Source organism: Rhodococcus triatomae (assembly GCF_014217785.1).
Classification (GTDB): domain Bacteria; phylum Actinomycetota; class Actinomycetes; order Mycobacteriales; family Mycobacteriaceae; genus Rhodococcus_F; species Rhodococcus_F triatomae.
The window spans coordinates 1,498,266-1,522,644 of the sequence record NZ_CP048814.1 but is presented as its reverse complement, the minus strand read 5'-3'; the positions used below and the strand labels follow the sequence as shown (position 1 = coordinate 1,522,644).

Sequence of the window (24,379 nt, the reverse complement as noted above, 5' to 3'; positions counted from 1 at the left end):
GCTCCGGCACGTCTCTAACGTCGGTGCCCGGTGCTCGACAAGATCCGGAGGAGTGCATGTCTCACGTTCAGGCTCGCCGAGAGTGCATTCTGGAGGCGTCGGCCCGGCTCTTCGCGAGCAAGGGCGTGGCGGCTACCTCGATGCGCGAGATCGCCGAGAGCGTCGGTGTCCGCCCCGGAGCGCTGTACCACTATTTTCCCTCGAAGGATGCCATCGTCAACGAACTCATCACCGGCTACCTGGAGCAGCTGCAGGCCGAATACGAGTCGATGGCGGGCGCGGAACTGGACCCGCGCTCACGATTGCGAGCGATCGTGGATGTCTCGCTCCGCACGGCGCAGGACAGCCCGTATGCCACCCAGATCTTCCAGAACGAACTGGCGAATCTGCGGGAGTTGGCGGAGTACCGGCGGGCGAAACTGCTGTCCGATCGAGTGCAGCAGGTGTGGATCGACGCGATCGAAGAGGGTAGGTCCCAGGGAGTGTTCCGAACGGACATTCCCACGAAGGTCTTTCACCGGTTCATCCGGGACGCCGTCTGGCTGTCGATCAAGTGGCATCGCAGCGACGATCCGTACTCCATCGACGACCTCGCAGACGATTGCCTCGCGGTCTTCCTCGACGGATTCGCCGTCTCGCCTCCGGTCCCGCCCCGCCCCGCCGCGGGTGAAGGGACCATTCGGCCGGTCTGAGGAGCCGAAGGCCACCTTCACCCACGGGTGGGGTGGGTGAAGGTGGCCTGGGGTGAGCGGTGGGTTGTCTCCGGAGAGCTCAGTGGCGGAGAGCTCAGAGGCGGAGAGCTCAGCGGGGGAGGGCGGTGAGAGCGGTGAGGGCATCGATGCGCGCCGCCGCGTCGGCGACGATGCCGTCGATGAGATCCCGACAGGTCGGCAGATCGTCGAGCATCCCCACCACCTGGCCGGAGGCCAGGACGCCGGCTTGCGTGTTGCCGTCCACCAGACCGGCCTTGAGAAGCATCGGGGTGTTGGCGGCCATGATGATCTGCTGCCAGGTACGGTCGCTCGACTTCTTCATGGCGAGCCCGTCGCGCACCAGCGTCGACCACTTCATTCCGGTCATCGACTTGAACTTCGACGCATTGCGTGCCGCCGCGATCAGGCCGCGCAGGTTGCCCGAGTGTTCGAGGCTGGTCACGAGCTCGGTGTCCAGGACGCGGTGCGGCATCCCGTCCACCTTGCGGGAGACGGTGGTGTCCTGCAGGCCACGCGAAAGGTACTCCTGCTTCACCGAATCGGGTACCTGGGACTCCTGGGTGAGCAGGAAACGCGTCCCCATCGCCACCCCGGCGGCGCCGTACGCGAGCGCCGCCGCCAGTCCGCGGCCGTCGTAGAACCCACCCGCGGCGACGACCGGAATGTCCACGGCATCGAGCACCGACGGCAACAGCAGGGTCGTGGCGACCGGGCCGGTGTGTCCGCCACCCTCACCGCCCTGCACGATCACCGCATCCGCGCCCCAGGATGCGACCTTGACGGCGTGCTTCGCCGCACCGATCGAGGGAACGACGACGACGCCGTTGTCCTTGAGCTTCGCGATCAGTTCCTTCTTCGGCGCCAGCGCGAACGACGCGACCTTCACCTGCTCCCGGATGAGCAGATCGATCCGTGCCGGTGCATCGCCGGCGTCGGCGCGGATGTTCACGCCGAACGGCTTGTCGGTGAGCGACTTGGTCTTGGCGATCGCGGCCTCGAGCTCGTCGTACGTCATCGTTGCCGACGCGAGGATTCCGAGCCCGCCCGCGTTGGACGTGCCCGCGACGAGGCGCGGGCCGGCGACCCATCCCATTCCCGTCTGGACGACGGGATGCTCGATGCCGACGAGTTCGGTGAGGGGAGTACGGAGATGGGTACTCACGACGCGACCTCGCGGTCACGCAGCCCGCGGGGGTCGAGGACCTCGCGGATGATCCGCAGTTCCTCGGCGGACGGGTCACGGGTGACGCCGGCCTCGTCCAGCCCGGCCACCTCGAAGGAGGTGGCCGCGGTGACGTCCTCGGGCGTGACGCCCGGGTGCAGGGTCAACGCCCGCAACGTGTGTCCCGGCCCGCCGAAGTCGAAGGAACCGAGGTTGGAAACCACCCGGTGCAGGTGCAGGAACCGGTAGGCCGGGTTCTCCGGGTCCACCTTGTCGTAGCCGACTCCGGAGACGACGTCGACCCGGTCGACGAACACCCGGGGAGAGTGCTTCCCCACCCAATAGCTGGTGGCGTGATTGATCGTGTTGCCGGGAGCGCCACGGACACCGAACATCTGGCGCGTCGGGTGCTGGAGCGGACCGAACGCCGAGAGGTTCTGGTTGCCGTGGCGATCGATCTGGTTGGCACCCATCACCACATGCCGGCGGCCCGAGGCGACGACGTCGAACACCTTCCGGAACGGCATCCAGCCCTCGACGGGGCCCTTCGCCCCGACCGCGGGGGTGTCGGCGAGGATCAGCGCCTCGCCGTCGGTGATCAGCAGGTCCGGCTCGGTGGTCAGCCGGGCGAGACGGGCACCGATCAAGGGCACGGTTGCCATCGGGCTGGCCATGATCTCGCCTGCGCCGGAGAAGATCTCGGCACACGAGATCGCGCAGTACTCGGCCCTGGTCACGGTGTCACTGTCGACGGTGTCGTTGTTCGTGGTTCCGGTGGAGGTCATGCCTTCTCCCCAGTCTTCTCGGCATCGGCGTGGAACTTCGTGACGGCGGCCTGGTAGTCGTCCTCGGATCCGGACAGGAACCGGTCCACGAAACTCTGCCAGGATTCGGGGGTCTTCGCGGCCTCGGCGTAGTGGCGCTGGAACTTCTCGTCGCGGCCGTAGGAGTCGCCCGCGAGGGTGAAGTGGGCGCCGTTCGGCGCCTCGACCACGCCGTCCACCATCATGCGGTTGAGGAGGAGTTGCTGCAGCGGCACTTCCTTGACGAGTTGCTCGGTCTCGACGATCTTCTCGACGGAGACGAAGCGCTTCTCCGCGGCCAGGCAGTACAGGTCGTCGAAGTACGGATCGACGCCCTGGTAGCCGGCGTTGCCGTGGGCGTCGCCGATGTTCAGGTGCACGAACGAGGCGTCCAGGTTCAGCGCGGGCATCGCGACCAGCGTCTCGGCCCTGCCGGAGGCGTCCGGGTAGGGGGAGGTGACGGTCTCGAGCTCGCCGCCCCAGAAGTTGCGCACGTCCGAACCGAGCCCGGCCCGGATCGGCAGGAACGGCAGGCGCGCGGCTGCGGCTTCGAGGCCGCACTTGACCATGCCCTCGTCCATCTCCCGCGCTTCGATCGCGCCTGCGGTGCGGGCCTGGGCGAACCACGGGTCGTAGAACGGCGCCGAATCGAGCGAGACGAAGCCGTAGTAGGCCTTCTTGACCTTGCCCGCCGAGCACAGCAGACCCAGGTCGGGGCCGCCGTAGGTGACGACGGTCAGATCGGTGACGTCCGAGCGCAGGATCGCGCGCACGAACGCCATCGGCTTGCGGCGTGATCCCCACCCGCCGAGCCCGATCGTCATGCCGCTGCGGAGCTCGGCGACGGCATCGTCGAGCGTCGTCCGCTTGTCGCGCATTCTCTTGTCATGCATGGTCGTTCACTTCCTTGTCGTTCGAGCGCGGCTTGCCGGTCGCGACGAACTCGTCCCGGTGTTCGTCGGCGACGCCCGCGAGATTCAACTCGAACGTGAATCCCTGCTCGAGCCGGTAGCTGGTCTTCACGTCGACGGGGTCGATGCCGTTGATCGCTTCCTTGGCGGCGCGGATCACCCGGGTGTCCTTGGCGGCGATCGCGCCTGCGACCTCGAGCGCGGTGGCGTCCAGATCGGCGCGGGGCACGACCTTGTGTACCGAGCCGAGGCGTTCGAGGGTGTGGGCGTCGACGTTCTGTGCGGTGAAGTACAGCGTGCGCATCATGTGCTGCGGCACCAGCCGCGCGAGGTGGGTTGCTGCACCGAGTGCGCCGCGGTCCACCTCGGGCAGGCCGAACACCGCGTCGTCGGAGGCGACGATGACGTCCGCGTTGCCGACCAGCCCGATGCCCCCGCCGACGCAGAACCCGTTGACGGCGACGACGACGGGGACCGCACAGTCGTACACGGCGGCGAACGCCGCAGCGCACCCGCGGTTGGCGCCGATGAGTGCGTCGTACCCCTCGGTGGCCTGCATCTCCTTGATGTCGACCCCGGCGTTGAACCCGCGGCCCTCGGCGCGCAGGACGACCACGTGGGTGCCCGGATCCGCGCCCGCGGCGGTGATCTTCTCGGCCAGTTCGAACCATCCGGCGGACGGGATGGCGTTGACCGGCGGGTAGTCGACGGTGACGGTGACGACCCCGGGTGCGGCGACCCGGGTGACGATGCCGGACCGGTCGGTCCGGGTGGTGCTGCCCATGGCTTGTTCCTCACGTTGTACCGAACCAAGCGATTGCTTGGTAAGTTAGCACAGAGGCCGACGGCAGCGGAGGAGTGACAGTGGACCGAAACGACCTGAACGGGCAGGTGACCCTGGTGACGGGTGGCGTCCGCGGCGTGGGCGCCGGGATCTCCCGGGCCTTCCTCGCGGCAGGGGCCACCGTGGTCACCTGCGCGCGGCGCCCCGCGGACGAACTGGTGGAGGCGGCGGGTAGGCAGGCCGAGTTCCGTCCCTGCGACGTGCGCGATCCGGAACAGGTGGCGACCCTGATCGACGGGATCGTCGCCGACCACGGCCGACTCGACATCCTGGTCAACAATGCGGGTGGGGCACCGTTCGCGCTCGCCGCGGAGGCGAGCCCGAACTTCCACGCCAAGATCGTCGAACTCAACCTGCTCGCGCCGCTACTGGTCGCGCAGACAGCCAATGCCGTGATGCAGCGTCAGGAGACCGGAGGCGCCATCGTCAACATCTCCAGCGTCAGCGGCTCGCGACCTTCGCCGGGCACGGCGGCATACGGCGCTGCCAAGGCCGGAATCGACAGCCTCACCGGGTCTCTGGCGGTCGAGTGGGCCCCGAAGGTTCGGGTCAATTCCGTCGTCGTCGGCCTCGTCCGCACGGAGCAGGCGCACCTACACTACGGCGACGAAGCGGGCATCGAGGCGGTGGCGGCGACGGTGCCCCTGGGCCGCATGGCCTTTCCCGAGGACGTCGGCCACTCTGCCGTGTTCCTCGCGTCGTCCCGCGCGTCCTACGTGAGCGGATCGACGCTGACGGTTCACGGCGGCGGGGAGCGGCCGGCCTTCCTGGCCGCCGCCGACACCGAGTCGCCGGCGCGCACCTGACACCTGGCCCGGAACTACCGAAACACCCACGAACACAGGAGATGTACAGATGAGCGGATTGGTCGACGGTCGCGTCGTCGTGGTCACCGGAGCGGGCCGCGGGATCGGGCGAGCGCACGCTCTCGCCTTCGCGGCAGAGGGAGCCAAGGTGGTGGTCAACGACATCGGTGCGGGTCTGGACGGATCTTCCACGGAGGAACATCCGGCCGAGCAGGTGGTGTCCGAGATCAGGGCCGCCGGTGGTGAGGCCGTGGTCAACGGAGACGACATCGCCGACTGGGACGGGGCGGCGAACCTGATCCGCACTGCGGTCGACACCTTCGGACGACTCGACGTGCTGGTCAACAACGCGGGCTTCCTCCGGGACCGGATGCTGGTCGGCATGAGCGAGCAGGAATGGGACGACGTGGTGCGGGTGCACCTCAAGGGCCACTTCGCGCCGCTGCGCCACGCTGCCGCGTACTGGCGCGCCGAGTCGAAGGCGGGTCGGCCGGTGGACGCGCGGATCGTCAACACCAGCTCCGGAGCAGGGCTGCAGGGCTCGATCGGTCAGGGCAACTACGCGGCCGCCAAGGCCGGGATCGCGGAGCTGACCATCCAGGCGGCGGCGGAACTGAAGAACTACGGCGTGACGGTCAACGCCATCGCCCCTGCGGCCCGGACCCGGATGACGGTCGGTGCGGGCGGAGCGATGGCCGAAGCGATGGCCGCGCCCGAGCAGGGGTTCGACGCCATGGCGCCCGAGAACATCTCCCCGCTCGTCGTGTGGCTCGGTTCCGTGGAGTCGAGCGAGGTCACCGGACGGGTGTTCGAGGTCGAGGGCGGAAAGGTGACCGTCGCAGAAGGCTGGCGGCACGGCCCCACCCAGGACAAGGGCGACCGGTGGGACCCGAAGGAGCTCGGTCCGGTCGTCGAGAAACTGCTCGCCGAAGCGGCGGTACCGGAGCCCGTCTACGGCACGTGACCGTTTCCGTCCCACCCCGCAGTCCGCCCCATCGCAGAGGAGTCGTTCGTGAAATTCGGAATCACCCTGTTCACCAGTGACCGGGGGATCACCCCGGCATCCGCGGCGAGGGCGGCAGAATCGCTCGGTTTCGATTCGTTCTACGTACCCGAACACACGCACATCCCGGTCAAGCGCGATGCGGCACACCCACAGACGGGAGACGCGTCCCTGCCGGACGACCGGTACATGCGCACTCTCGATCCGTGGGTGGCCCTCGCCTCAGTGTCGGCGGTGACCGAGCGTATCGAGCTGGGCACGTCGGTCGCACTTCCGGTCGAGCACGACCCGATCACCCTGGCGAAGACGATCGCCTCACTCGATCATCTCAGTGGCGGCCGGGTGGTGCTCGGTGTCGGATACGGCTGGAACACCGACGAACTCGCCGACCACGGAGTTCCCGCCGGTCGCCGCCGAACCATGTTGCGTGAGTACCTCGAAGCCATGCGCGCGCTGTGGACGGAGGAGGAGGCATCCTTCGACGGCGAGTTCGTGCAGTTCGGACCCAGCTGGGCGTGGCCCAAGCCGACGCGGATCCCGCCGGTGATCGTCGGCGCGAAGGGCACGGACAAGAACTTCGCCTGGATCGCGCGTTCCGCCGACGGGTGGATGACCACGCCGATCGAACAGGATGTGGAGGACCGGATCGAAGCGCTCGGGGCCGCGTGGCGTGAGCGGGGGAGGGCAGGGCAGCCGCAGGTCGTGGTGCTGGACGGGAAGCCGGATCTCGACCGGCTGCGGCGGTGGCGCGACCTCGGCGTGACCGAGGTCGTCTACGGTATGCCGGATCGTTCCGAGGACGAGGTGATCGCCTATCTCGGTCGGCTCGCGGGCAAGCTCGAACCCGTGCGGGCCCCGGTGGCGTGATCGCGCTCAGTGCCCGGTGACCGCGCTCCGGGTGCCCTGCACGATCTCGGCGGCGATCGAGATCGCGGTCTCCGCGGGTCCCCGGTTCCCGATCCGTAGCCCGACCGGGCTGTGCAGGGACTCGAGTTGCGCACGAGTGATTCCCTCGCGCAGTAGATCTCGTCGGCGGCTGTCGTCGGCGGTCCGGGAACCCATGGCACCGACGTAGGCGGGTGGTTCGGCCCACCGTCGCTCGTCGAGACACTCGGCCAGCACCGGCACGTCCACCTTCGGGTCGTGAGTGAGGACGACGATCACCGCTGTCGGTCCGAGGCGGCCGGCGTCCCGCTCGGCGGCGATCCAGTCCGACGGCCATCGGCACACGACGTCGTCGGCGTCGGGAAAGCGTTCCGGTGTCGTGAACACCGGGCGCGAGTCGCACACCGTCACCCGATAGCCGAGCCGGGCGCCCACCCGCGCCAGTTCCGCCGCGAAGTCGGTGGAGCCGACGATCACCATCGGCGGGCGCGCATCGAACGAGCGGACGAAGATCCCCTCTGCGGTCAGCCCGGTGCGTGGGCGGTCACCGAGTGCATCGACGACACGGTGTCGAGCCGGCCCGCGTTCGTCCAGAACGGTCTCCCAGCGCACCGGCAGATCGCCCCGTACCCGATCCGCGACGCGGCCGAAGTCGGGCATCGACTCCGTGTCGATGCGCTCGACCAGCACTCGGACGCTGCCGCCACAGGTCAGCCCGGGTGCGATGAGGTCGCCGTCGGGTCCGTAGTCCTCGATCCGGGGCTCGCCGGTGTCGAGGACGTTCTGTGCGGTGTCGAAGATCGCTCCCTCGACGCATCCACCGGAGATGCTGCCGACCACCGTGCCGTCCGCCTGGACGGCCATCATCGCGCCCGGGTCACGCGGAGCGGATCCGGTGACGGCCAGGACGGTGGCGATCGCGACGGGGCGCCGCGATTTCCATTGCCGGTGAATCGCTTCGAGAACGGTGTCCATGATCGCCTCCCGGGCCGACCGGCCGTGCCGGATTCGAGTCGGATCGTCCGGAACGGGTCGAGTCGCTGGCACAATGACGAGTTGGATCGTACAGTAGTTTTGCGCAAAGGTAAGTGTGAGACGTCGCTTGTGAGCCTGGGTTCGTGAGGGGGGAACGACGACGGAGGACTGGGACACGATGACTGGGACACGACTGAAAGCGGTGACGCGGTGACCGAAACGAGAACGGACGACGGGGTGGGAACGGACGCGCGGCTCGGGGTGGACGACCCGGACGGCTATTCGGACGGGGTCGGCGAGATCATTCGGCAGTGGGCGCGGACGCGTCCCGAGCTCGATGTCTCCGCGCTCGAGATCTTCGGCCGACTGCACCGCAGCTTCCTGCTGTATCGCTCGCAGATCAACGAGGTGTTCGAGGATTTCGGCACCAACGAGGCGGGTTTCGACGTACTCGCCTGCCTGCGCCGTGCCGAGCCGACGTTCAGCCGGACCGCAGGCCAGCTCGCGAAGCAGACGTTGATCACCACCGGCGGCCTCACCCTCCGAGTGAATCGCCTGGAGGAGGCGGGTCTGGTGGTGCGCGAGCGGGACGCCGCCGATGCGCGGGTGGTGTACGTGACGCTCACCGACGCCGGCCGGCAGCTGATCGACGATGTCGCCGACGCGCACTTCACCGAACTGGGTCGGCTGCTTCGTCAGGTCGGACCCTCGGAGCGCAGGCAGCTCGCCGGCCTACTCTCCACTCTCGAGGGCTCGCTGCGTGCTGCGGCCGAGGAAGCCGAGGACGAGGGGGAGGGCGCGAAGGCGGGCTGAGCCCCCGGCGTCACTGCTTCCCGACTGTTTCCGTAACGCTCCCAGATCTCAGTATCTGGGAGCGTTCGGCTTTTCCGGGGAAGTCGGCCACCTGGATCGAGAAGTGACGTGAAGTGCGTTGCGCACCCTCTGTGACCTGGGTCTCTCTGTCGTTCGGTATGTTCCGGTCAGGTAACCCGTCCGTTAAACCTGGCCGGAGGGGTATCTGAGCGGTTGACCTCTTAGCGGTAAGGAAGTAGAAATCTCTTGCACCCAAGATGTTTGGCGCTTCACGGCACCCCAGCCCGGTAGCCGTCAGTCTTCTGGACAGGAGATCCACATGAAGAACACCCGCATCGCGGCGACCGCCTTGGCTGCCGGCGCCGCGCTGTTGCTGACCGCCTGTAGCGGATCGGGAAGCGAGGCGGCCGTGGCGGACGGAACGCTCGAGAAGACGGACATCACGGTCGGGGTGCTGCCGCTCGCCGACTATGCGGCCGTGTACTGGGCGGACGAGAACGGCTTCTTCGAGCGGGAGGGCCTCACGGTCAATCTCGAGCCGATTCAGGGCGGGCCGATCGGTATCCAGAAGGTGGCCTCCGGCGAACTGGACTTCAGCATCGCGAACTCCATCTCCGGGGCGATCGCGCAGTCCAGGAACACGCCGATCACGACGGTCGCGCACACGTCCTCCCTCGGGGAGGGCAGCGGCATCCTGTACGTCGATCCCGACTCGCCGATCACGGATCTGGCCGACGTCGACGGCAAGACTCTCGGGGTCAACACCACCAACAACATCGGTGACGTCACCATCGGGAATCTCGCCGCCGACGAGGGTGTCGACATCTCGCCGCAGTACGTCGAGGTGCCGTTCCCGGAGATGTTGCCCGGGGTCCAGGCCGGTTCGATCGACGTCGGATACGCCCCGGAACCCTTCTCGTCGGCCGCACGCGGCGCCGGCATGCGGGAGATCGCCGATCTCACCACCGGCCCGAACAAGGATCTGCCCGCGTCGATCTTCGTGTCCGGCAACAACTTCGTGAATCAGAACCCGGACACGACGGCGGCTTTCGCTCGCGCGATCTACGCGGCCGGTGCCGACCTCTCGGCCAACGAGGAAGCGCTCCGTGCCTGGTTGCCCGCAGTCGCGAACGTCCCGCCGGAGGTCGCTCAGGTGATGGTCCTGCCGACCTACGTCTCCAGCACGGACGTCGACGCCCTGCTGGCGGTCGACGACATGCTCGCGGCACAGGGCCTCGTCCCGGACGACTTCGACGTGACCGAACATCTCTTCGTCCTCGAGGACTGATCGACGTGAATCTCCTCAGTGAACCCCTCGGCCGGTCCCGGCAGATCGGCTACGGAATCACCGGCATCATCGGTACCGCACTCGTTGCCGAGGTGGTGCTGCGTACCGGCCTGATCTCCACGCCCGGGCTCCCCGTGCCCAGCCAGGTACTGGCCGAGACCGGATCGCTGATCGGGGATCAGTTGTTCTGGCAGGAAGTGGCCTTCACCCTCCAGGAGTGGATGCTCGGCCTGCTGATCGCGACGATCGCGGGCGTCGTGCTCGGTGGATTGATGGGTGCCTTCACCAAGGTGTTCATCGCCTTCGAGCTGCCCGTGGAGGTCTTCCGGGTCCTCCCCTCCGTCGCTCTCGGACCGATTCTGGTCCTGCTGCTCGGTTCGGGAATGCTCCCGCTGTCGCTCACCGTCGCACTCGCGTGCGTCTGGCCGATCCTGCTCAACACCATGTACGGGGTGCGGGCCACCGATGCGACCGCGGTGCAGACGGCGCGGACGTTCGGTCTGTCCGGACTCGCCGTGCTCGCTCGGATCAAGATCCCCAGCGCACTCCCGTTCGCGTTCACCGGAATCCGGATCTCGGCGTCCATCGGCCTGATCGTCGCGGTCAGTGCCGAGCTGCTGATCGGCAACGGTCAGGGGATCGGCGGCTACATCCTGGTCAACAGCGCCAACGCGATGAATCTCGACACCGTGTATGCCGCGACGCTCGTCGCCGGAATTCTGGGTGTCGCGGTCAGCATGGTGTTCACGGTTCTCGACAACAAGGTGTTCGCATGGAAGAAGGGGCTGGCGCAATGACGGCCACATCGACGGGTACCGGAGCCGCCCGGGCCGAGCGGACCGATTCCCCTGCCGCCCGGGCAGAGCAAGCCCCGGCCGCACCGACCCCACCTCGCGCGCAGTCCACGACACGCAGGCGCACACCGAGATCCGTACTCGGAACACTCGGTCTGCGTCTGATCGTGCCGATCGCGATACTCGCCGGATGGTGGGCCCTGTCGCAGTCGGAAGTGGGCTCGCTGGTCGTGGCACAGCCGCTCGACGCATTCGAGCGGGTGTTCACGGACTTCTTCAGCAGTGACCCGAGCCGGCTCTTCCTCGGCGACGCCACCTTCGACCACTTCTTCCCCAGCGTCTACCGGGCACTGGCCGGGCTGGCTCTCGCCGTCGTCGTCGGTGTCGGGCTGGGAGTCGCTCTCGGTTCCAATCGTGTTCTCACGGCGCTGTTCCAGCCGCTGATCCACCTCGGTCGGTCGCTGCCCAGCCCGGCCCTGCTCGGCGTGTTCTTCTTCCTCTTCGGGACGGGGGACAGCCCCAAGATATTCCTCATCGCCTTCTCCGTGGTGTGGCCGATCCTGTTCAACACCATCGACGGAGTACAGAGTGTGGGCATCGGGCGGGTACAGGCCGCCGCGGTGTTCAAGATCCCGCGGCGCGACGTCCTCACCCACATCGTGCTCCCGGGGGCCGCACCGAAGATCTTCGCGGGTGTGCGTACCGCGATGTCGTTGTCCCTGATCATCATGATCATCTCCGAGCTGCAGAAGTCGGAGAACGGACTCGGGTATCTGCTGATCCAGACTCAGCGCAATTTCGACTACACCGGCTTCTGGTCCGTGTTGATCGTTCTCGCCGCACTGGGCGTGGCGCTCAACTTCGTCTTCGTGACCGTCGAACGCCGGGTACTGGCCTGGCACCGAGGAGTGACACAGCAAAATGACTAGCACCGAACTCACCCGTACGTCCGCTCAGCTCTCCCTCGACGGCGTCTCGAAGTCCTACGGCGACAACCTCGCGGTACGGAGCATCACCGCCGAGGTACCGGCAGGAAAGGTCAGCGTCATCGTCGGCCCGTCCGGCTGCGGCAAGTCGACGCTGCTACGCATCATCAGCGGTCTGGACTCGCCCACCGACGGTGCGGTCACCTTCGACGGAGCACGAGTCGACGGCGTCCCCGACGGCCTGGCGATGGTGTTCCAGGACTACGCCCGGTCCCTGTTCCCCTGGATGAGGGTCGACCGCAACATCGCCTTCCCGCTGCGGAATCTCGGCAAGGCCGAGCGCGCCGCCCGGGTCCAGGAGGCGATCGACGCCGTCGGCCTGTCCGGCAAGGAGAAGCTCTACCCGTGGCAGATGTCGGGCGGGATGCAGCAGCGGGTCGCGATCGCGCGTGCCCTCGCGAGCCACCCCACGCTCCTGCTCATGGACGAGCCGTACGCGTCGGTCGACGCACAGACCCGGGCCGAGCTGGAGGATCTGCTGCTGCAGATCCAGGCCAAGCTGGGAATCACCGTGCTCGTCGTCACCCACGACATCGACGAGAGCGTGTACCTGGCCGACCACATCATCGTGCTGTCGACCCCACCGAGCGTCGTCGCCGAGACCATCGACGTCGATCTGCCACGTCCGCGTGACCACATCACCACCAAGACCGATCCCCGCTTCGTCGAGATCCGGGGCCACGTGACGCAGCTTCTGCGGCGCGCCGAGGATCGTTGATGCGGCTGCAGGTCGGTGGCGGCGGTCTCGTCGCGCAGAACCAGTCCGCACTCGCACCGTTCCGGCTGTATCGACCCACGACGATCGCGGAGGCCTCCGGCGTCCTGGAACGCGAGCCGGAGGCGGTGCTCGCGGCGGGCTGCTCCGATCTGTTCGCTCGGTTCCGTGAGGGCCTCTCCCCGGCGGCGCTCGTGTCGCTCCAGTCCGTTCCCGAGCTGACGTCGATCGTCCACTCGGGCGGCGTCCTGCGCATCGGGTCGATGGTCACGCACCACCGTGGGGCCACCGATCCCGTGGTCGCGGAGGCCGTTCCCGGCCTGGCGGCAGCATGGTCCTCGGTCGCGACGGTGCGCATCCGGTACACGGCCACCGTCGGCGGCAACCTCATGGCGGGGCGCACCCGGTACGAGATGTCGCTGCTTCTCGGTGCGCTCGGAGCCGAGGCGATCTTCTCGAACGGTTCGGTCCGTGCGGTCGACGACCTGTGGCGCGAGGGTGGCGGCGTCACCGGGGCGGCGACCTCGCTCCTCACCGAGATCGCCGTACCCACCGGGGATCTCGTCTGGTTCGGCTACGAACGTTCGATGCGCCCGACGGCCACGCTCGCGCTCGCGGTGCGTCGGAGTGGCGGCGGAACCCTCCGGGTGCGAGCCGTCGCCGGATCCGAGTATCGCCCGGGCTTCGTGCTGGAGGCGGACACCGGGGCGGCGAGCCTCGCAGAGCTGGACACCGCCTCGATCGGTGCGGAGCTGGCGGCCGGGCTGCCCGACTCGTGCGCCGACTACACGGGGTCCGCCGAGTACCGGCGGCATCTGACGAACGTGCTCGCGGGCCGGCTCCTCGCCGCCGCGCTCGCCCCGGTGCGACCGGAAGGAGAAGGGCGATGACGCAGGGCACGGAGGGTGTGTTCGGCATCGATGTCGGTTTCACCCTCAACGGTGACGAGCAGATCCGCCACATCGCCACGAACACGGTCCTCCTGGATCTGCTCCGCGACGACCTCGGCTGCCGTGGAGTACGCCGATCGTGCGAACGGGGGGTCTGCGGGGCGTGCACGGTGCTCGTCGACGACGTGCCCGTCGCCTCGTGCTCGACCTTCGCGTTCGCGGTCGACGGCGCGAACGTGGACACCGTCGAGGGGCTCGCGGGTCCCGACGGATCGCTCTCGGCACCCCAGCAGGCCTTCTCCGAGTGCGGCGGCTACCAGTGCGGGTTCTGTACCTCCGGGATGCTGATGCTCGCGACCGGGCTGCTCCGCCAGGACCCGGATCCCGAACGCGCGAAGATCCGCGAATGGATCAGCTCCAACACCTGTCGCTGCACCGGCTACGAAATGATCCTCGAATCCGTCGAACGAGCCGCCCGACTGTCCTGCGGTGCATGCGCGGAGGAGGGGGATCGACCGTGACCACGCTGTCCGGCGAGCCACACACGGACATCTCGCCCGCCACCTCTCCCGGTACCGTCGACGGCTATCGGGTTCATGAGCTGCCCACGGCCCCTTCCGAGCACCGGGTGGTGGGGCGCGACGCCCCGCGGGCGGATGCGACCGCCAAGGTGACCGGACGAGCGGTGTACGGGGTCGACGTCGTGCGACCGGGAATGCTGCACGCGAAGGTTCTGCGCAGCCCACATCCCCATGCCCGGATCGTGTCGATCGACGCGGCAGCGGCTCGCGCCCTCGAGGGCGTCACGGCGGTGGTCACCCGGGACGAGATCACCGGCCTCGAATGCTACGGAACGATGGTCAAGGACCAACCCGTCGTCGCGACCGACGCGGTCAAGTACGTCGGTGACATCGTCGCCGCGGTGGCCGCCGTCGACGAGCGGACGGCCTTTGCGGCACTCGATCTGATCGACGTCCGGTACGAACCGCTGCCTGCCCTCCTCGGTATCGACGACGCGCTCGCTCCCGGCGCCCCGCTGATACATCCCGAGGAGCCGTTCGGCGGGCTACCGAAGTACGGATCGGGGGCGTCCGCGCGGCTGCGCAGCGAACCGAACGTGAGCTACGAATTCCGCTACCGCACCGGGCCCGAGGACATCTGGGACGAGTGCGACCACATCTTCGAGGACACCTTCCGGTTCTCCCGGATGAATCACATGCACCTCGAGCCGTTCGTGACGGTCGCGGAGGCGACCGCCGACGACATCGAGATCTGGACGTCGACGCAGAGCCCGTTCAACCTCCGCAAGGAGCTCGCGCGGGTCTTCCGGATGCCGGAGAACAGGATTCGTGTCCACGTGCCCCTGCTCGGCGGAGGCTTCGGCGCCAAGAACGGCCCGAAGGCGGACCCGGTGGCGATCCGTCTGTCGCAGCTCAGCGGTGGCCGGCCCGTCCGGTTCTGTATGACGACGGAGGAAGTCTTCCTCACCGTCTCGCAGCACGCCGCACATCTCACGGTCCGCTCGGGGGTGAAGGCCGACGGCACGTTCCTGGCGCGATCCTCCACCGTGCTGCTCGACGGCGGCGCCTACGCCGAGCACAGCCCGGCCGTCGCGGAGAAGGCCGGCTACCGCATGCCCGGGGCATACCGCTGGCAGCACATCGACTCGGTCTGCAAGGTCGTGACGACCAATACCGTGCCCGCCGGGGCCTACCGGGGATTCGGTGGAACACAGGCCACCTGGGCCAGTGAGCGTCAGGTCGACCTGATCGCCGAACGGCTCGGTATGGACCCGTACGCGCTGCGGCTGAAGAACCTCAAGACGCTGGGGGAGGAGTTCGTTCCGGGGGAGTCCGGAATCGACTCGGATCTCGCCGAGGGAATGCAGCTCGTGGCCGATGCGATCGGTTACCACGGCCGGGAACGCCGTCCCGGTCGCGGCATGGGCGTGTGCGTCGGGGTCAAGGACGGCGGCGGCATCAACAAGCCGGCGATGGCGCGGGTCAAGGTCACCAGCCGCGGCGACGTCATCCTCAACTGCGCTCTCACGGAGATGGGGCAGGGTGGGCACTCGGCGATGGCCCAGTTGGTGGCCGAGGTGCTGCGGTGCGATCCGTCCCGGGTCGCCTACGCGCGGATCGACACCGACAACACCCCGTTCGACCAGGGGACCAACGCCTCGTCCGGGATGGTCGTCATGGGTCAGGCGGTGCGCGGCGCCGCGGAGAAGCTCCGCGGGCAGGTGCTGGGCTGGGCCGGCGAGGAGCTCGGAGTCGAGGCCGGGGCGCTCGAGCTGGTCGACTGGAAGGTGCACACTCCCGACGGCCGGGTCGTCGACCTGTTCCCGATGATCATGGAGGTCTTCGGCAACACCGGGTTCGAGTTCTCGGCGGACGGCTTCCACAAGGCCCGCAACGACGATCGGGCGCCACTCGAGGCGCCGTGCGTGTTCTGGGAGATCGGTTGGGCCGCAGCGGAGGTGGAGGTCGACCCGGACACGGGCCGGGTGACCGTGCTCCAGCTGGCGGTCAGTGGTGACGCGGGCAAGGTGATCAACAAGATCGCCTGTCGCGGGCAGGACGAGGGAGCGGCGGTGTTCGGTCTCGGCCAGGCGCTGTTCGAGGAGATGCGTTACGGAGAGGCCGGCGCGCTGCTCAACGGCGAGGCGCTGCTGTATCGCGTACCGCTCGCCGAGGACATCCCCGAGCGATTCGTCTCCATCACCCAGGAGCAGGGACACGGAGCCGGGCCCTTCGGTACGAAGGGCATGGGGGAGGGCGGCATGCTGCCGGTCGCCCCCGCGATCGCCCAGGCGATCGCCGATGCCGTGGGCGCCCAGCTGATCGAGTTGCCGATGTCGCCGGAGCGCGTGTACCGCGCGGTCTCGGAGAGGGACCGGTGACCGGGTCGGTTCCGGGACCGCTGCGGGTGAGTGTCCTCGGGTACGGGAGCATCGGGTCGGTCGTCGTCGAGCGGTTGCGGTCGGGTGCGGTACCCGGTGCACGTCTGGTCGGGGTCGTCTGCCGGTCGCCGATCGACGACCCGACCATCCCGCAGTGCGATCTCGGTGACGCGATCGACGAGAGCGACATCGTGGTCGAATGCGCATCCCAGGAGGCCGTGTGGGACGTTGCCGACCGCGTGCTCACGGCCGGACGTGATCTTCTGGTCTCGTCGGTGGGTGCGTTGTCGGACCCGGATTTCGCGCGCGGGCTCACGGAACTCGGCCCGGGCAGGATCGTCTGCACCCACGGGGCGGTGGGAGGTCTGGACCTGCTGGCGGCGGCGGGTGATGCCGCACCGTTCGACCGGGTGCTGGTTCGCACGACGAAGACTCCGGCATCACTCGTGCAGCCGTGGATGGATCCGGTCGAACGAGCGCGAGTCCGAGACACCGGCGAGCGGATCCTGGTCTTCGAGGGCCCGTCCGACACCGCGGTCCGGCGGTTTCCGAAATCGCTCAACGTGGCGGCCGCCGTCGGGTTCGCGGTCCGTGATCCCACGTTGGTGACGGTGCAGCTGTACGCCGACCCGGCCGCCACGCTCACCTGCCACGAGATCGAGGCCTGCGGTCCGATCGGCCGGTACGCCGTGCGGATCGAGAATCTGCCGAGCGAGGACAACCCACGGACCAGCGCCGTCGTCCCCTTCTCGATCCTTCGCACACTCGCGCAGCGGACGGCGCGCCCGAATCTGATTGCTTGACAGGAGGACTGCGTACACCTCTCGGGAAGGGGGTGTGCGTCGTTCGTCACCACCAATTCACGAGAAAGCCTTGACGGTAAATATCTTTTAGCTCAGACTCTTTTAGTGAAGGGAGTTGGAGCCCGACCACCCGACGAAGGCAAGACAGACGAGGAACGGATGAAGACTCCGATGGACTTTCAGAGCAGGACGACCACTCGTCCGACCGCGGCGGCCACGGTGTCGTTCCCGTCGCCGGGCGGCCGTCTCCCGGTCGCCGACACGGTCGACGAGATCTACGTCGCCGGGCGGTGGGTCCGGGGTGCCGGAGAACTGATCGAGTCGGTCGATCCGGCCACCGGAGAGGTCTTCGCGACCCTGCACGGCGCCGTCCCCGGCGACGTCGACAACGCGGTGGACGCGGGCCGGCGCGCCGTGGCGGCCTCCGGATGGGCCACGATGCTCCCGCACGAGCGCGCGGCGGTCCTGTACCGGATCGGCAACGCCGTGGAGGCGCACGCGGAACGTATCGCCGCGCTCCAGACGATCGACACCGGCAAGACGCTCGCCGAGACGCGGGCACTCGCGCACAGCGCGGCCGGCACGTTCCGGTACACGGCCGCGGCGCTGGAGACCGCCGAGGAGGTGGTCACCCCGCCGCGCGGTCCGTTCGTGACGGTCTCCACCTACGAGCCGATGGGTGTCGTCGGTGCCATCACTCCGTGGAACTCCCCGATCGCCTCGGATGCGCAGAAGATCGCCCCCGCTCTGGCGGCAGGAAACGCCGTCGTGTCCAAGCCGCCCGTCTGGACTCCCTGGGTCACGCTGCTGCTGGCCCGCCTGGCGGAGGACGCAGGGCTGCCGGCAGGGCTGCTGTCGGTGCTTCCCGGTCCGGGACGCACCGTCGGGGATCGTCTCGCCCGCCACCCCGGGATCGGCAAGATCTCGTTCACCGGTGGCACCAGGACGGGGCGGACGCTCGCTCACGTCGCCGCCGAGAAGCTCATGCCCATCACTCTCGAGCTCGGGGGCAAGTCGCCGACCGTGGTGTTCGAGGACGCCGACCTGGAACAGGCGCTCGCGGGCGTGCTGTTCGGGATCTTCTCCTCGTCGGGGCAGAGCTGCATCGCCGGATCGCGGGTGTTCGTACACCGCTCGATCCACGACGAGTTCGTCGCCCGGCTCGTCGACGGAGCCCGCGCCTTGCGGGTGGGACCCGGCACCGATCCGGCGACGCAGGTGGCGCCCATGGTGGGCCACGAGCACCGCGACGCGGTGGCTGCGATGGTCGACGATGCCGTGCGCACGGGAGCACAGGTGTTGTGCGGCGGCTCGGTGCCGGACGACCCGGCGCTCGCGGACGGCGCCTACTATCTGCCCACCGTGCTCGCCGGGGTCGACAACTCCGCGACGATCTGTCAGGAGGAGGTCTTCGGGCCCGTCGCGGTGGTGCTGCCGTTCGACGACGAGTCCGACCTCGTCGCGCAGGCCAACGACACCGTGTACGGGCTCGCGTGCGGAATCTGGACCGCCGACTACCGCCGCGCCTGGCGCACCGCCAAGGCGATCCAGGCGGGCACCGTCTGGGTGAACACCTACAAGCAGTTCAGCATCTCCACCCCGTTCAGCGGTCTCAAGGACAGCGGCATCGGTACCGAGAAGGGCCGCGACGGAATCCGGTCGTACATGAATCAGAAGAGCATCTACCTCGACATGTCCGGGGCGCCGTTGCCCTGGGCAGGTCGGTGAGGAAGGGATCACCGTGAGCGCACACCCCTACAGCCCGGCCTTCGGCATCGCCGGATTCGGATTCGTCTCCGGCGCACTGTCGGTCGACGCGACCGGCGTCGCCGTCCCGGGCCGCCGAGAGGCTCTCGAGGCCGCGATGGATCGGTTGACCGAACGGCTCGCGACCGTCGACATGGCGCTCGAGGACGTCGTGAAGACCACCTACTTCGTCACCGACGTCTCACTGCGGGACGAGGCCAACCGCCACTACGAAACCGTCTTCGCCGAGCCCCGCCCGGCGCGATCGTTCGTCGAGGTCGCCGCACTACCGTACGGCGCCACCGTCGAGATCGAGGCCATCGCCCACAAGGCGTGACCGCACACCGCACCACCATCGATCCGGACAGAAGGAAGGCACGACCATGGCAAGCACCGAACAGACCGGAACCGCGCAGGCCGCGGGCACCGATCTCGAAGCGTTGATCGATTCCTGCATCGCCAGCGCCGACACCCGATTCGAGGACTGGGACGCCCTGGGATTCCAGGCGGACAAGGGGGGAGACCGGTTCAAGCGCGCCCAGATCCGCTACATCGGATCGGGAGCCACCGGCAACCACGACACCGACAACCGGATCATCAAGGCCGATCACTTCACCTTCTCCAACATGCGGCTCCCTGCGGGCGCCGTCGGCCCCGAGCACACCCACCATGACGTCGAAGAGGTCTTCTACGTCCTCGAGGGCGAGCTCGAGGTGGCAGTGCACGATGTGGAGGACGGTCACCGGAAGGCCGTGCGCAAGCTCGGGTACCGGGATCTCATCCGGGTTCCCGCCGGTGTGCCCCGCAGCCTCGCGAACGTCGGCGACACCGACGCGCTGTTCTGCGTGATCATCGGCACCCCGAAGCCGCAGCTGCCCACCTACCCGCCGAGCTCGGAGATGTTCGGCGTCACGCGCTGACATCGCGACGAAGGACCGAAGGAGGACTCATGGAGGGCACCGAGCGACGCGTACTGCGTGTCCACGCGAAGACCTGGGAAGCGGAGGGCGTCACGAGCGTCACCCTGGTCGACCCCACGGGTGCCGACCTGCCCGCCTGGGAGCCCGGCGCACACCTGGCGCTGCAACTCCCCGGTGGTCTCGTCCGCGAGTACTCGCTGTGCTCGGACCCGGCCGATCGGAGTCGCTGGACGGTCGCGGTCCTGCGGAAGCCGGACTCTCGCGGCGGCAGTTCGCTGATCCACGACGGTTTGCCGGTGGGCACACTGCTCGAGGTGGACGGCCCACGCAACGCCTTCGGGCTCGACGAGTCGGCGTCCTCCCACGTCCTGGTCGCCGGGGGAATCGGTATCACGCCGATCCTCGCGATGACCCGTCGTCTCGCCGAGCGCGGAGCGCAGTGGACGCTGCTCTACACCGGTCGATCCCGGTCGTCGATGGCGTTCCTGGACGAGATCTCCGCACTTCCCGGTAACCGGGTCACGGTGCATGCCGACGACGAGGCCGACGGTGGCTACCCGGACATCGCCGGTGCGCTGGCGGAACTCGCGCCGGACGCGCTCGTGTACTGCTGTGGGCCCGAGTCGCTGATGACCGCGTGCGCGGACGTGCTCGGTGACTCGAAGCAGCTGCGGATCGAGAGGTTCAAGGCTCCCGATCCGATCGCGCCGGTGGGGGAGGAGTCGGCGTTCGACGTCGTCCTCGCCAGTACCGGGCAGCGGATTCCGGTCGGTCCGGACACCAGCGTCCTGGCGGCACTCGAGAACGCCGGTGTCCCCGTGGAGAGTTCGTGCACCGAGGGTATCTGCGGAACGTGCGAGGTGGGAGTCGTCAAAGGCGACGTCGACCACCGCGACTTCCTGCTCAGCCCGGACGAGCACGCGACCGGGTCGACGATGTTCCCGTGCGTGTCCCGGTGCCGTTCCGCCGAACTCGTCCTCGATCTCTGACCGCCACACAATTCGACCGGCTCCGGAAGAAGGTTCACCGCACATGCGTTACTCCGACACCCCCGTCTGCACCCTCCGGTCCCTGCGCTCGGTTTCGCTGGCGGTGGCCGACCCCGTCGCCTCGCGGGACTTCTATCACGAGGTGTGGGGGCTGAGCACCGTGGACGAGGACAGCGATCGCTTCTGGTTGCGCGCCACCGGCTCCGAGCATCACGTGCTGCGGCTCTCCGCGGGGGAGGGCAACGCTCTCGACAGCATCTCGTTCGCGCTGACCACCCGGCGCGAGGTCGACGACGCCGCGCGGGCATTGCAGAAGCTCGGCATCCCGCTGTTGCGGGAACCCGGCCCACTCGACGATGCGGGCGGGGGATACGGGCTGCAACTGGTCGACCCCGAGGGGCGATGCATCGAACTGTCGGTGGACACGTTCGCGGTGACGCAGGCCGAACCGGCCGGGCGCCGCGCCATTCCGCGCAAGATCGCTCACGTGGTGCTCAACACCACCGACATCGATCGCACCGCGGACTTCTACACCGAGGTGCTCGGCATGCGGATCTCCGACTGGTCGGAACACCAGATGACGTTCCTGCGCTGCAATTCCGACCACCACGTGATCGCGCTCAACCAGGCGCGCTGGCCGTCGATCAACCACGTCGCCTACGAGATGCAGAGCATCGATCACTTCATGCGCGGCATCGGCAGCCTCAAGCGTCACGGTATCGACCCCCAGTGGGGGCCGGGTCGGCACGGGCCGGGAGACAACACCTTCTCGTACTTCACCGACCCGGCGGGCCTGGTCTGCGAGTACACCTCGGAGGTGGCGCAGATCGACGAGGATCGCTGGCTCTGCCGGACGTGGGAGCGTACTCCGGAACTGTCCGACCAGTGGGGCACCGCGGGACCACCGACCACGACGGTACGCACGGCCATGGCCGGGGTCGCCGACCTCGGCCACCGGCAGAAGGTGATCGCCGGAATCGACGAGTACTTCTACGGTTCCGCGGACGAGGAGACGGGGCCGTGAGTGCCGCGCTGGACGAGGCCACCCGGTGGGTCTCGGATCGTGGTGTGGCAGTGCGGATCGCCGGCAGCGGGGACCCGGTCGTGTTGCTCCACGGCATCGGCGGCAGCGCTCGGTCCTGCCGGGCACTGGCCGACACTCTCGCCTCGAACGGCTACCGGACCTTTCGCTGGGATGCGCCGGGGTACGGCGATTCGGCCGATCCCGCCGGGAACGACTTCCTGGACCACAGCGTGGTGGTCGAGGAGTTGCTCGGTGAACTCGGGCTCGGCGGCGTGCACCTGTTCGGGACGTCGTGGGGCGGAGTGATCGCCACAGCGCTCGCTCTTCGGCGGCCCGAACTCGTGCGGTCGATCGTGCTCGCGGACAGCACCCGCGGATCGGGCGTGAACGAGCAGCGTGCACACGGAATGCGTGCCCGGGTGGACGAACTCGCCACCCTGGGTCCGGAGGCCTTCGCCGCGGAGCGGGCACCGAGGCTCGTGTCTCCTCGCTGCGAAGCCGCAGTCGCGCAGGCGGTGACCGCCGACATGGCGCGGGTCCGGGTCCCGGGATACCGGGCCGCGGCGGAGTACATGGCGGGTACCGACCACGGCCCGATGCTGCACGAGCTGACCGTGCCGACCCTGGTGCTGGTCGGTGAACACGACACCGTCACGGGCGTGGACGAATCCCGGTTGCTCGCGGACGCGATTCCCGGTGCGGAGTTCGCGGTGATCACCGGCGCCGGCCATGCCGCGGCCTCCGAGCGACCGGAAGCACTCGCGGCACACATGCTGCGCTTCTGGACCGGCGCACGATTCCGAAAGGGTGCGGGAGTATGAGCAGACTCGTCGTCGTCACGGGAGCAGGCCGTGGCCTCGGATTCGCGATCGCACAGAGGCTGGGCGCCGCCGGCGACCGTCTCGTGATCGCCGAGGTGCGGGCCGAACTCGCCGAATCGGCCGAATCCTCGCTGCGGCAGCAGGGATACGACGTGACCTCCGTCGTCACCGACATCGCCGACGTCCGGTCGGTCCGTGCCCTCGCGCGCCGGGTGGACGATCTCGGCGGCGCGGATGCACTGGTCAACAACGCCGCCCTCGCCGACGGGGTCGGCGGCGACACGTTCTGGGAACTCGACGAGGAGTTCTTCCAGCGAGTGATGAACGTCAACGCCTACGGCACCTGGCTGGTGAGCAAGCATCTCTTCCCGCAACTCGCGCGTTCGGGCCGGGGCGCGATCGTCAACGTCGCTTCCGATGCGGCGCTGTACGGATCGCCGCGGCTCGTGCACTACGTCGGGTCGAAGGGCGCGGTGACGGCGATGACCAGGACCATGGCCCGCGACGCGGGCGGGCACGGAGTGCGGGTCAACGCCGTCGCTCCCGGACTGACCCGGGTGGAGGCCACCGAGTCCGTTCCGGATTCGCGGTACCGGCTGTACGCCGACAACCAGGTGCTCGGTCGTGAGCAGACTCCCGACGACGTCGCGGGCACAGTGCAGTTCCTGCTGTCCGACGCCGCCGGCTACATCACCGGTCAGACCCTCGTGGTCGACGGTGGCTTCGTGATGAACTGAAAGGGACGACACCCATGGATCTGAGGCTTCGCGACCGCACGGTGGTCGTCACCGGGGCGAGCTCCGGTATCGGTCTGGCCACCACGCGGCAGCTCGTGGGCGAGGGCGTGCGGGTGGCAGCGTGCGCTCGCGATCTGGACCGGCTGCGGGCCGCGGTGGGCGCGATCGAGGGCACCGACCCGGACCGGGTGCACCTCGGCACGTGTGATGTCACCGATCGCGAGGACGTCGAGTCGTTCGTCGGCGGCGTGGTCGGCCGGTTCGGCGGCATCGACGGACTGGTGTGCAACGCGGGGCGCTCCCTCATGGCGCCGCTGTCGGAGACCACCGACGAGCAGATCCGGGAAGAGTTCGACCTCAAGATCTTCGGATCCTGGAACGTCGTCCGGGCGGCGCGTAAGGCGCTCGCACAGTCGGACGCGGGCTCGGTCGTCAACGTCAACGCCATCCTGTCCCGGCAGCCGGAGCCGCGGCTGGCGGTCACGTCCGCAGCGCGCGCGGCCCTGCTCAATCTCACCCATTCGATGGCCGAGGATCTCGCGCACGACGGGACCAGGGTGAACTCCGTCCTGCTGGGGCTGATCGACACCGGCCAGTGGCGCCGCCGGTTCGAGGAGTCGGGTACCGCACTGGATTACGACGCGTGGAGCGCCGAGATCGCCGCCGATCGCGGGATCGCCCTGGGGCGCTTCGGTACCGCCGACGAGGTCGCGTTCCACATCGTGACGCTGCTGTCCCCTCTGTCCGGCTACACCACCGGAACATCCGTCGACGTCGGCGGCGGAGTCGGCCGCTACGTCTGACCCGAACGAATCCCGCTCACCTCATCCGCACGAAGTGGCCCGCACG

26 protein-coding genes are annotated in these 24,379 nt (G+C 68.4%); 21 read left to right on the top strand and 5 right to left on the bottom strand.

Annotation, left to right across the window (positions count from 1 at the left end; all coding sequences use genetic code 11):
• Nucleotides 1-56: 56 nt before the first annotated feature.
• Entirely contained in the window at nt 57-692 is a 636-nt protein-coding gene (locus G4H71_RS07230) for a TetR/AcrR family transcriptional regulator (RefSeq protein WP_072736252.1), read from the top strand.
• A gap of 109 nt (nt 693-801) precedes the next feature.
• Here G4H71_RS07230 and ipdC read toward each other — a convergent pair whose 3' ends face one another.
• Genes ipdC through echA20 form a run of 4 tightly spaced genes read right to left on the bottom strand, consistent with a single transcriptional unit; the run spans nt 802 to nt 4,373 of the window.
• Nucleotides 802-1,875, bottom strand: a complete 1,074-nt coding sequence (gene ipdC, locus G4H71_RS07225; RefSeq protein WP_072736251.1) for a (3aS,4S,5R,7aS)-5-hydroxy-7a-methyl-1-oxo-octahydro-1H-indene-4-carboxyl-CoA dehydrogenase — start codon at nt 1,873-1,875, stop codon at nt 802-804.
• Nucleotides 1,872-2,660, bottom strand: a complete 789-nt coding sequence (ipdB, locus tag G4H71_RS07220) for a cholesterol ring-cleaving hydrolase subunit IpdB (RefSeq protein ID WP_072736250.1) — start codon at nt 2,658-2,660, stop codon at nt 1,872-1,874. Before ipdB ends, ipdC begins: the two co-directional genes overlap by 4 nt.
• Nucleotides 2,657-3,556: a cholesterol ring-cleaving hydrolase subunit IpdA gene (ipdA, locus tag G4H71_RS07215; RefSeq protein ID WP_139183144.1), complete on the bottom strand. Its 900-nt coding sequence runs from the start codon at nt 3,554-3,556 to the stop codon at nt 2,657-2,659. Before ipdA ends, ipdB begins: the two co-directional genes overlap by 4 nt.
• 7 nt (nt 3,557-3,563) lie before the next feature.
• Entirely contained in the window at nt 3,564-4,373 is an 810-nt protein-coding gene (echA20, locus tag G4H71_RS07210) for a (7aS)-7a-methyl-1,5-dioxo-2,3,5,6,7,7a-hexahydro-1H-indene-carboxyl-CoA hydrolase (protein ID WP_072736248.1), read from the bottom strand.
• A gap of 80 nt (nt 4,374-4,453) precedes the next feature.
• On the opposite strand from echA20, the gene G4H71_RS07205 reads away from it, so the two are divergent.
• From G4H71_RS07205 to G4H71_RS07195, 3 genes are read left to right on the top strand one after another with little or no spacing between them, the layout of a single operon-like run.
• Nucleotides 4,454-5,239, top strand: coding sequence for an SDR family oxidoreductase (locus G4H71_RS07205; protein WP_072736247.1), 786 nt, complete (start codon nt 4,454-4,456; stop codon nt 5,237-5,239).
• A gap of 49 nt (nt 5,240-5,288) precedes the next feature.
• Nucleotides 5,289-6,203: an SDR family oxidoreductase gene (locus tag G4H71_RS07200; protein WP_072736246.1), complete on the top strand. Its 915-nt coding sequence runs from the start codon at nt 5,289-5,291 to the stop codon at nt 6,201-6,203.
• A gap of 48 nt (nt 6,204-6,251) precedes the next feature.
• Nucleotides 6,252-7,109, top strand: coding sequence for an LLM class F420-dependent oxidoreductase (locus G4H71_RS07195; RefSeq protein ID WP_072736245.1), 858 nt, complete (start codon nt 6,252-6,254; stop codon nt 7,107-7,109).
• Nucleotides 7,110-7,115: 6 nt separating this feature from the next.
• On the opposite strand, the gene G4H71_RS07190 is transcribed toward G4H71_RS07195, so the two are convergent.
• The gene (locus tag G4H71_RS07190; protein WP_072736244.1) at nt 7,116-8,102 is read right to left on the bottom strand and encodes an XdhC family protein; all 987 of its coding nucleotides are present in this window, start codon (nt 8,100-8,102) and stop codon (nt 7,116-7,118) included.
• A gap of 261 nt (nt 8,103-8,363) precedes the next feature.
• Here G4H71_RS07190 and G4H71_RS07185 point away from each other — a divergent pair, with 261 nt between their 5' ends.
• The 17 genes from G4H71_RS07185 (at nt 8,364) to G4H71_RS07105 (ending at nt 24,333) form a co-directional block, all read left to right on the top strand.
• Entirely contained in the window at nt 8,364-8,915 is a 552-nt protein-coding gene (locus tag G4H71_RS07185; RefSeq protein ID WP_072736374.1) for a MarR family winged helix-turn-helix transcriptional regulator, read from the top strand.
• A 319-nt stretch (nt 8,916-9,234) separates the two neighbouring features.
• Nucleotides 9,235-10,203: an ABC transporter substrate-binding protein gene (locus tag G4H71_RS07180; protein WP_072736243.1), complete on the top strand. Its 969-nt coding sequence runs from the start codon at nt 9,235-9,237 to the stop codon at nt 10,201-10,203.
• A gap of 5 nt (nt 10,204-10,208) precedes the next feature.
• Nucleotides 10,209-11,000, top strand: a complete 792-nt coding sequence (locus G4H71_RS07175; RefSeq protein ID WP_072736242.1) for an ABC transporter permease — start codon at nt 10,209-10,211, stop codon at nt 10,998-11,000.
• Nucleotides 10,997-11,926 (top strand): ABC transporter permease, encoded by a 930-nt coding sequence (locus G4H71_RS07170; RefSeq protein WP_072736241.1) that lies wholly within the window; start codon nt 10,997-10,999, stop codon nt 11,924-11,926. Before G4H71_RS07175 ends, G4H71_RS07170 begins: the two co-directional genes overlap by 4 nt.
• On the top strand, nt 11,919-12,701 hold the full coding sequence (locus G4H71_RS07165) for an ABC transporter ATP-binding protein (RefSeq protein ID WP_072736240.1): 783 nt from the start codon (nt 11,919-11,921) through the stop codon (nt 12,699-12,701). The genes G4H71_RS07170 and G4H71_RS07165 overlap by 8 nt, the downstream gene beginning before the upstream one ends.
• On the top strand, nt 12,701-13,588 hold the full coding sequence (locus tag G4H71_RS07160; protein WP_072736239.1) for an FAD binding domain-containing protein: 888 nt from the start codon (nt 12,701-12,703) through the stop codon (nt 13,586-13,588). Before G4H71_RS07165 ends, G4H71_RS07160 begins: the two co-directional genes overlap by 1 nt.
• Nucleotides 13,585-14,109, top strand: coding sequence for a (2Fe-2S)-binding protein (locus G4H71_RS07155; protein ID WP_072736238.1), 525 nt, complete (start codon nt 13,585-13,587; stop codon nt 14,107-14,109). The genes G4H71_RS07160 and G4H71_RS07155 overlap by 4 nt, the downstream gene beginning before the upstream one ends.
• On the top strand, nt 14,106-16,490 hold the full coding sequence (locus G4H71_RS07150; RefSeq protein WP_246442488.1) for a xanthine dehydrogenase family protein molybdopterin-binding subunit: 2,385 nt from the start codon (nt 14,106-14,108) through the stop codon (nt 16,488-16,490). The genes G4H71_RS07155 and G4H71_RS07150 overlap by 4 nt, the downstream gene beginning before the upstream one ends.
• Nucleotides 16,487-17,293 (top strand): aspartate dehydrogenase domain-containing protein, encoded by an 807-nt coding sequence (locus tag G4H71_RS07145; protein WP_072736237.1) that lies wholly within the window; start codon nt 16,487-16,489, stop codon nt 17,291-17,293. The genes G4H71_RS07150 and G4H71_RS07145 overlap by 4 nt, the downstream gene beginning before the upstream one ends.
• 171 nt (nt 17,294-17,464) lie before the next feature.
• Nucleotides 17,465-19,021, top strand: coding sequence for an aldehyde dehydrogenase (locus tag G4H71_RS07140; protein WP_083342854.1), 1,557 nt, complete (start codon nt 17,465-17,467; stop codon nt 19,019-19,021).
• Nucleotides 19,022-19,034: 13 nt separating this feature from the next.
• Nucleotides 19,035-19,376, top strand: coding sequence for a RidA family protein (locus G4H71_RS07135; protein WP_072736236.1), 342 nt, complete (start codon nt 19,035-19,037; stop codon nt 19,374-19,376).
• A 46-nt stretch (nt 19,377-19,422) separates the two neighbouring features.
• Entirely contained in the window at nt 19,423-19,959 is a 537-nt protein-coding gene (locus tag G4H71_RS07130; RefSeq protein WP_072736235.1) for a cupin domain-containing protein, read from the top strand.
• Between the two features lie 29 nt (nt 19,960-19,988).
• On the top strand, nt 19,989-20,948 hold the full coding sequence (locus G4H71_RS07125; protein ID WP_083342819.1) for a PDR/VanB family oxidoreductase: 960 nt from the start codon (nt 19,989-19,991) through the stop codon (nt 20,946-20,948).
• A gap of 43 nt (nt 20,949-20,991) precedes the next feature.
• Nucleotides 20,992-21,972: a VOC family protein gene (locus G4H71_RS07120; protein ID WP_072736234.1), complete on the top strand. Its 981-nt coding sequence runs from the start codon at nt 20,992-20,994 to the stop codon at nt 21,970-21,972.
• Nucleotides 21,969-22,793 (top strand): alpha/beta fold hydrolase, encoded by an 825-nt coding sequence (locus tag G4H71_RS07115; RefSeq protein WP_083342818.1) that lies wholly within the window; start codon nt 21,969-21,971, stop codon nt 22,791-22,793. Before G4H71_RS07120 ends, G4H71_RS07115 begins: the two co-directional genes overlap by 4 nt.
• A complete protein-coding gene (locus G4H71_RS07110) occupies nt 22,790-23,530 on the top strand; it encodes a 3-oxoacyl-ACP reductase family protein (RefSeq protein WP_072736233.1) in 741 nt (246 codons plus the stop codon). The genes G4H71_RS07115 and G4H71_RS07110 overlap by 4 nt, the downstream gene beginning before the upstream one ends.
• 14 nt (nt 23,531-23,544) lie before the next feature.
• Entirely contained in the window at nt 23,545-24,333 is a 789-nt protein-coding gene (locus G4H71_RS07105) for an SDR family oxidoreductase (protein WP_072736232.1), read from the top strand.
• The last annotated feature ends 46 nt before the right edge of the window (nt 24,334-24,379 follow it).

What these genes read in the sequence shown, in the direction of transcription:
- G4H71_RS07230 (WP_072736252.1), top strand. Translation starts at nt 57, where the DNA reads ATGTCTCACGTTCAGGCTCGCCGAGAGTGCATTCTGGAGGCGTCGGCC.
- ipdB (WP_072736250.1), bottom strand. Translation starts at nt 2,660, where the DNA reads ATGACCTCCACCGGAACCACGAACAACGACACCGTCGACAGTGACACC.
- ipdA (WP_139183144.1), bottom strand. Translation starts at nt 3,556, where the DNA reads ATGCGCGACAAGCGGACGACGCTCGACGATGCCGTCGCCGAGCTCCGC.
- echA20 (WP_072736248.1), bottom strand. Translation starts at nt 4,373, where the DNA reads ATGGGCAGCACCACCCGGACCGACCGGTCCGGCATCGTCACCCGGGTC.
- G4H71_RS07200 (WP_072736246.1), top strand. Translation starts at nt 5,289, where the DNA reads ATGAGCGGATTGGTCGACGGTCGCGTCGTCGTGGTCACCGGAGCGGGC.
- G4H71_RS07190 (WP_072736244.1), bottom strand. Translation starts at nt 8,102, where the DNA reads ATGGACACCGTTCTCGAAGCGATTCACCGGCAATGGAAATCGCGGCGC.
- G4H71_RS07180 (WP_072736243.1), top strand. Translation starts at nt 9,235, where the DNA reads ATGAAGAACACCCGCATCGCGGCGACCGCCTTGGCTGCCGGCGCCGCG.
- G4H71_RS07170 (WP_072736241.1), top strand. Translation starts at nt 10,997, where the DNA reads ATGACGGCCACATCGACGGGTACCGGAGCCGCCCGGGCCGAGCGGACC.
- G4H71_RS07165 (WP_072736240.1), top strand. Translation starts at nt 11,919, where the DNA reads ATGACTAGCACCGAACTCACCCGTACGTCCGCTCAGCTCTCCCTCGAC.
- G4H71_RS07160 (WP_072736239.1), top strand. Translation starts at nt 12,701, where the DNA reads ATGCGGCTGCAGGTCGGTGGCGGCGGTCTCGTCGCGCAGAACCAGTCC.
- G4H71_RS07155 (WP_072736238.1), top strand. Translation starts at nt 13,585, where the DNA reads ATGACGCAGGGCACGGAGGGTGTGTTCGGCATCGATGTCGGTTTCACC.
- G4H71_RS07140 (WP_083342854.1), top strand. Translation starts at nt 17,465, where the DNA reads ATGGACTTTCAGAGCAGGACGACCACTCGTCCGACCGCGGCGGCCACG.
- G4H71_RS07130 (WP_072736235.1), top strand. Translation starts at nt 19,423, where the DNA reads ATGGCAAGCACCGAACAGACCGGAACCGCGCAGGCCGCGGGCACCGAT.
- G4H71_RS07125 (WP_083342819.1), top strand. Translation starts at nt 19,989, where the DNA reads ATGGAGGGCACCGAGCGACGCGTACTGCGTGTCCACGCGAAGACCTGG.
- G4H71_RS07120 (WP_072736234.1), top strand. Translation starts at nt 20,992, where the DNA reads ATGCGTTACTCCGACACCCCCGTCTGCACCCTCCGGTCCCTGCGCTCG.
- G4H71_RS07110 (WP_072736233.1), top strand. Translation starts at nt 22,790, where the DNA reads ATGAGCAGACTCGTCGTCGTCACGGGAGCAGGCCGTGGCCTCGGATTC.
- G4H71_RS07105 (WP_072736232.1), top strand. Translation starts at nt 23,545, where the DNA reads ATGGATCTGAGGCTTCGCGACCGCACGGTGGTCGTCACCGGGGCGAGC.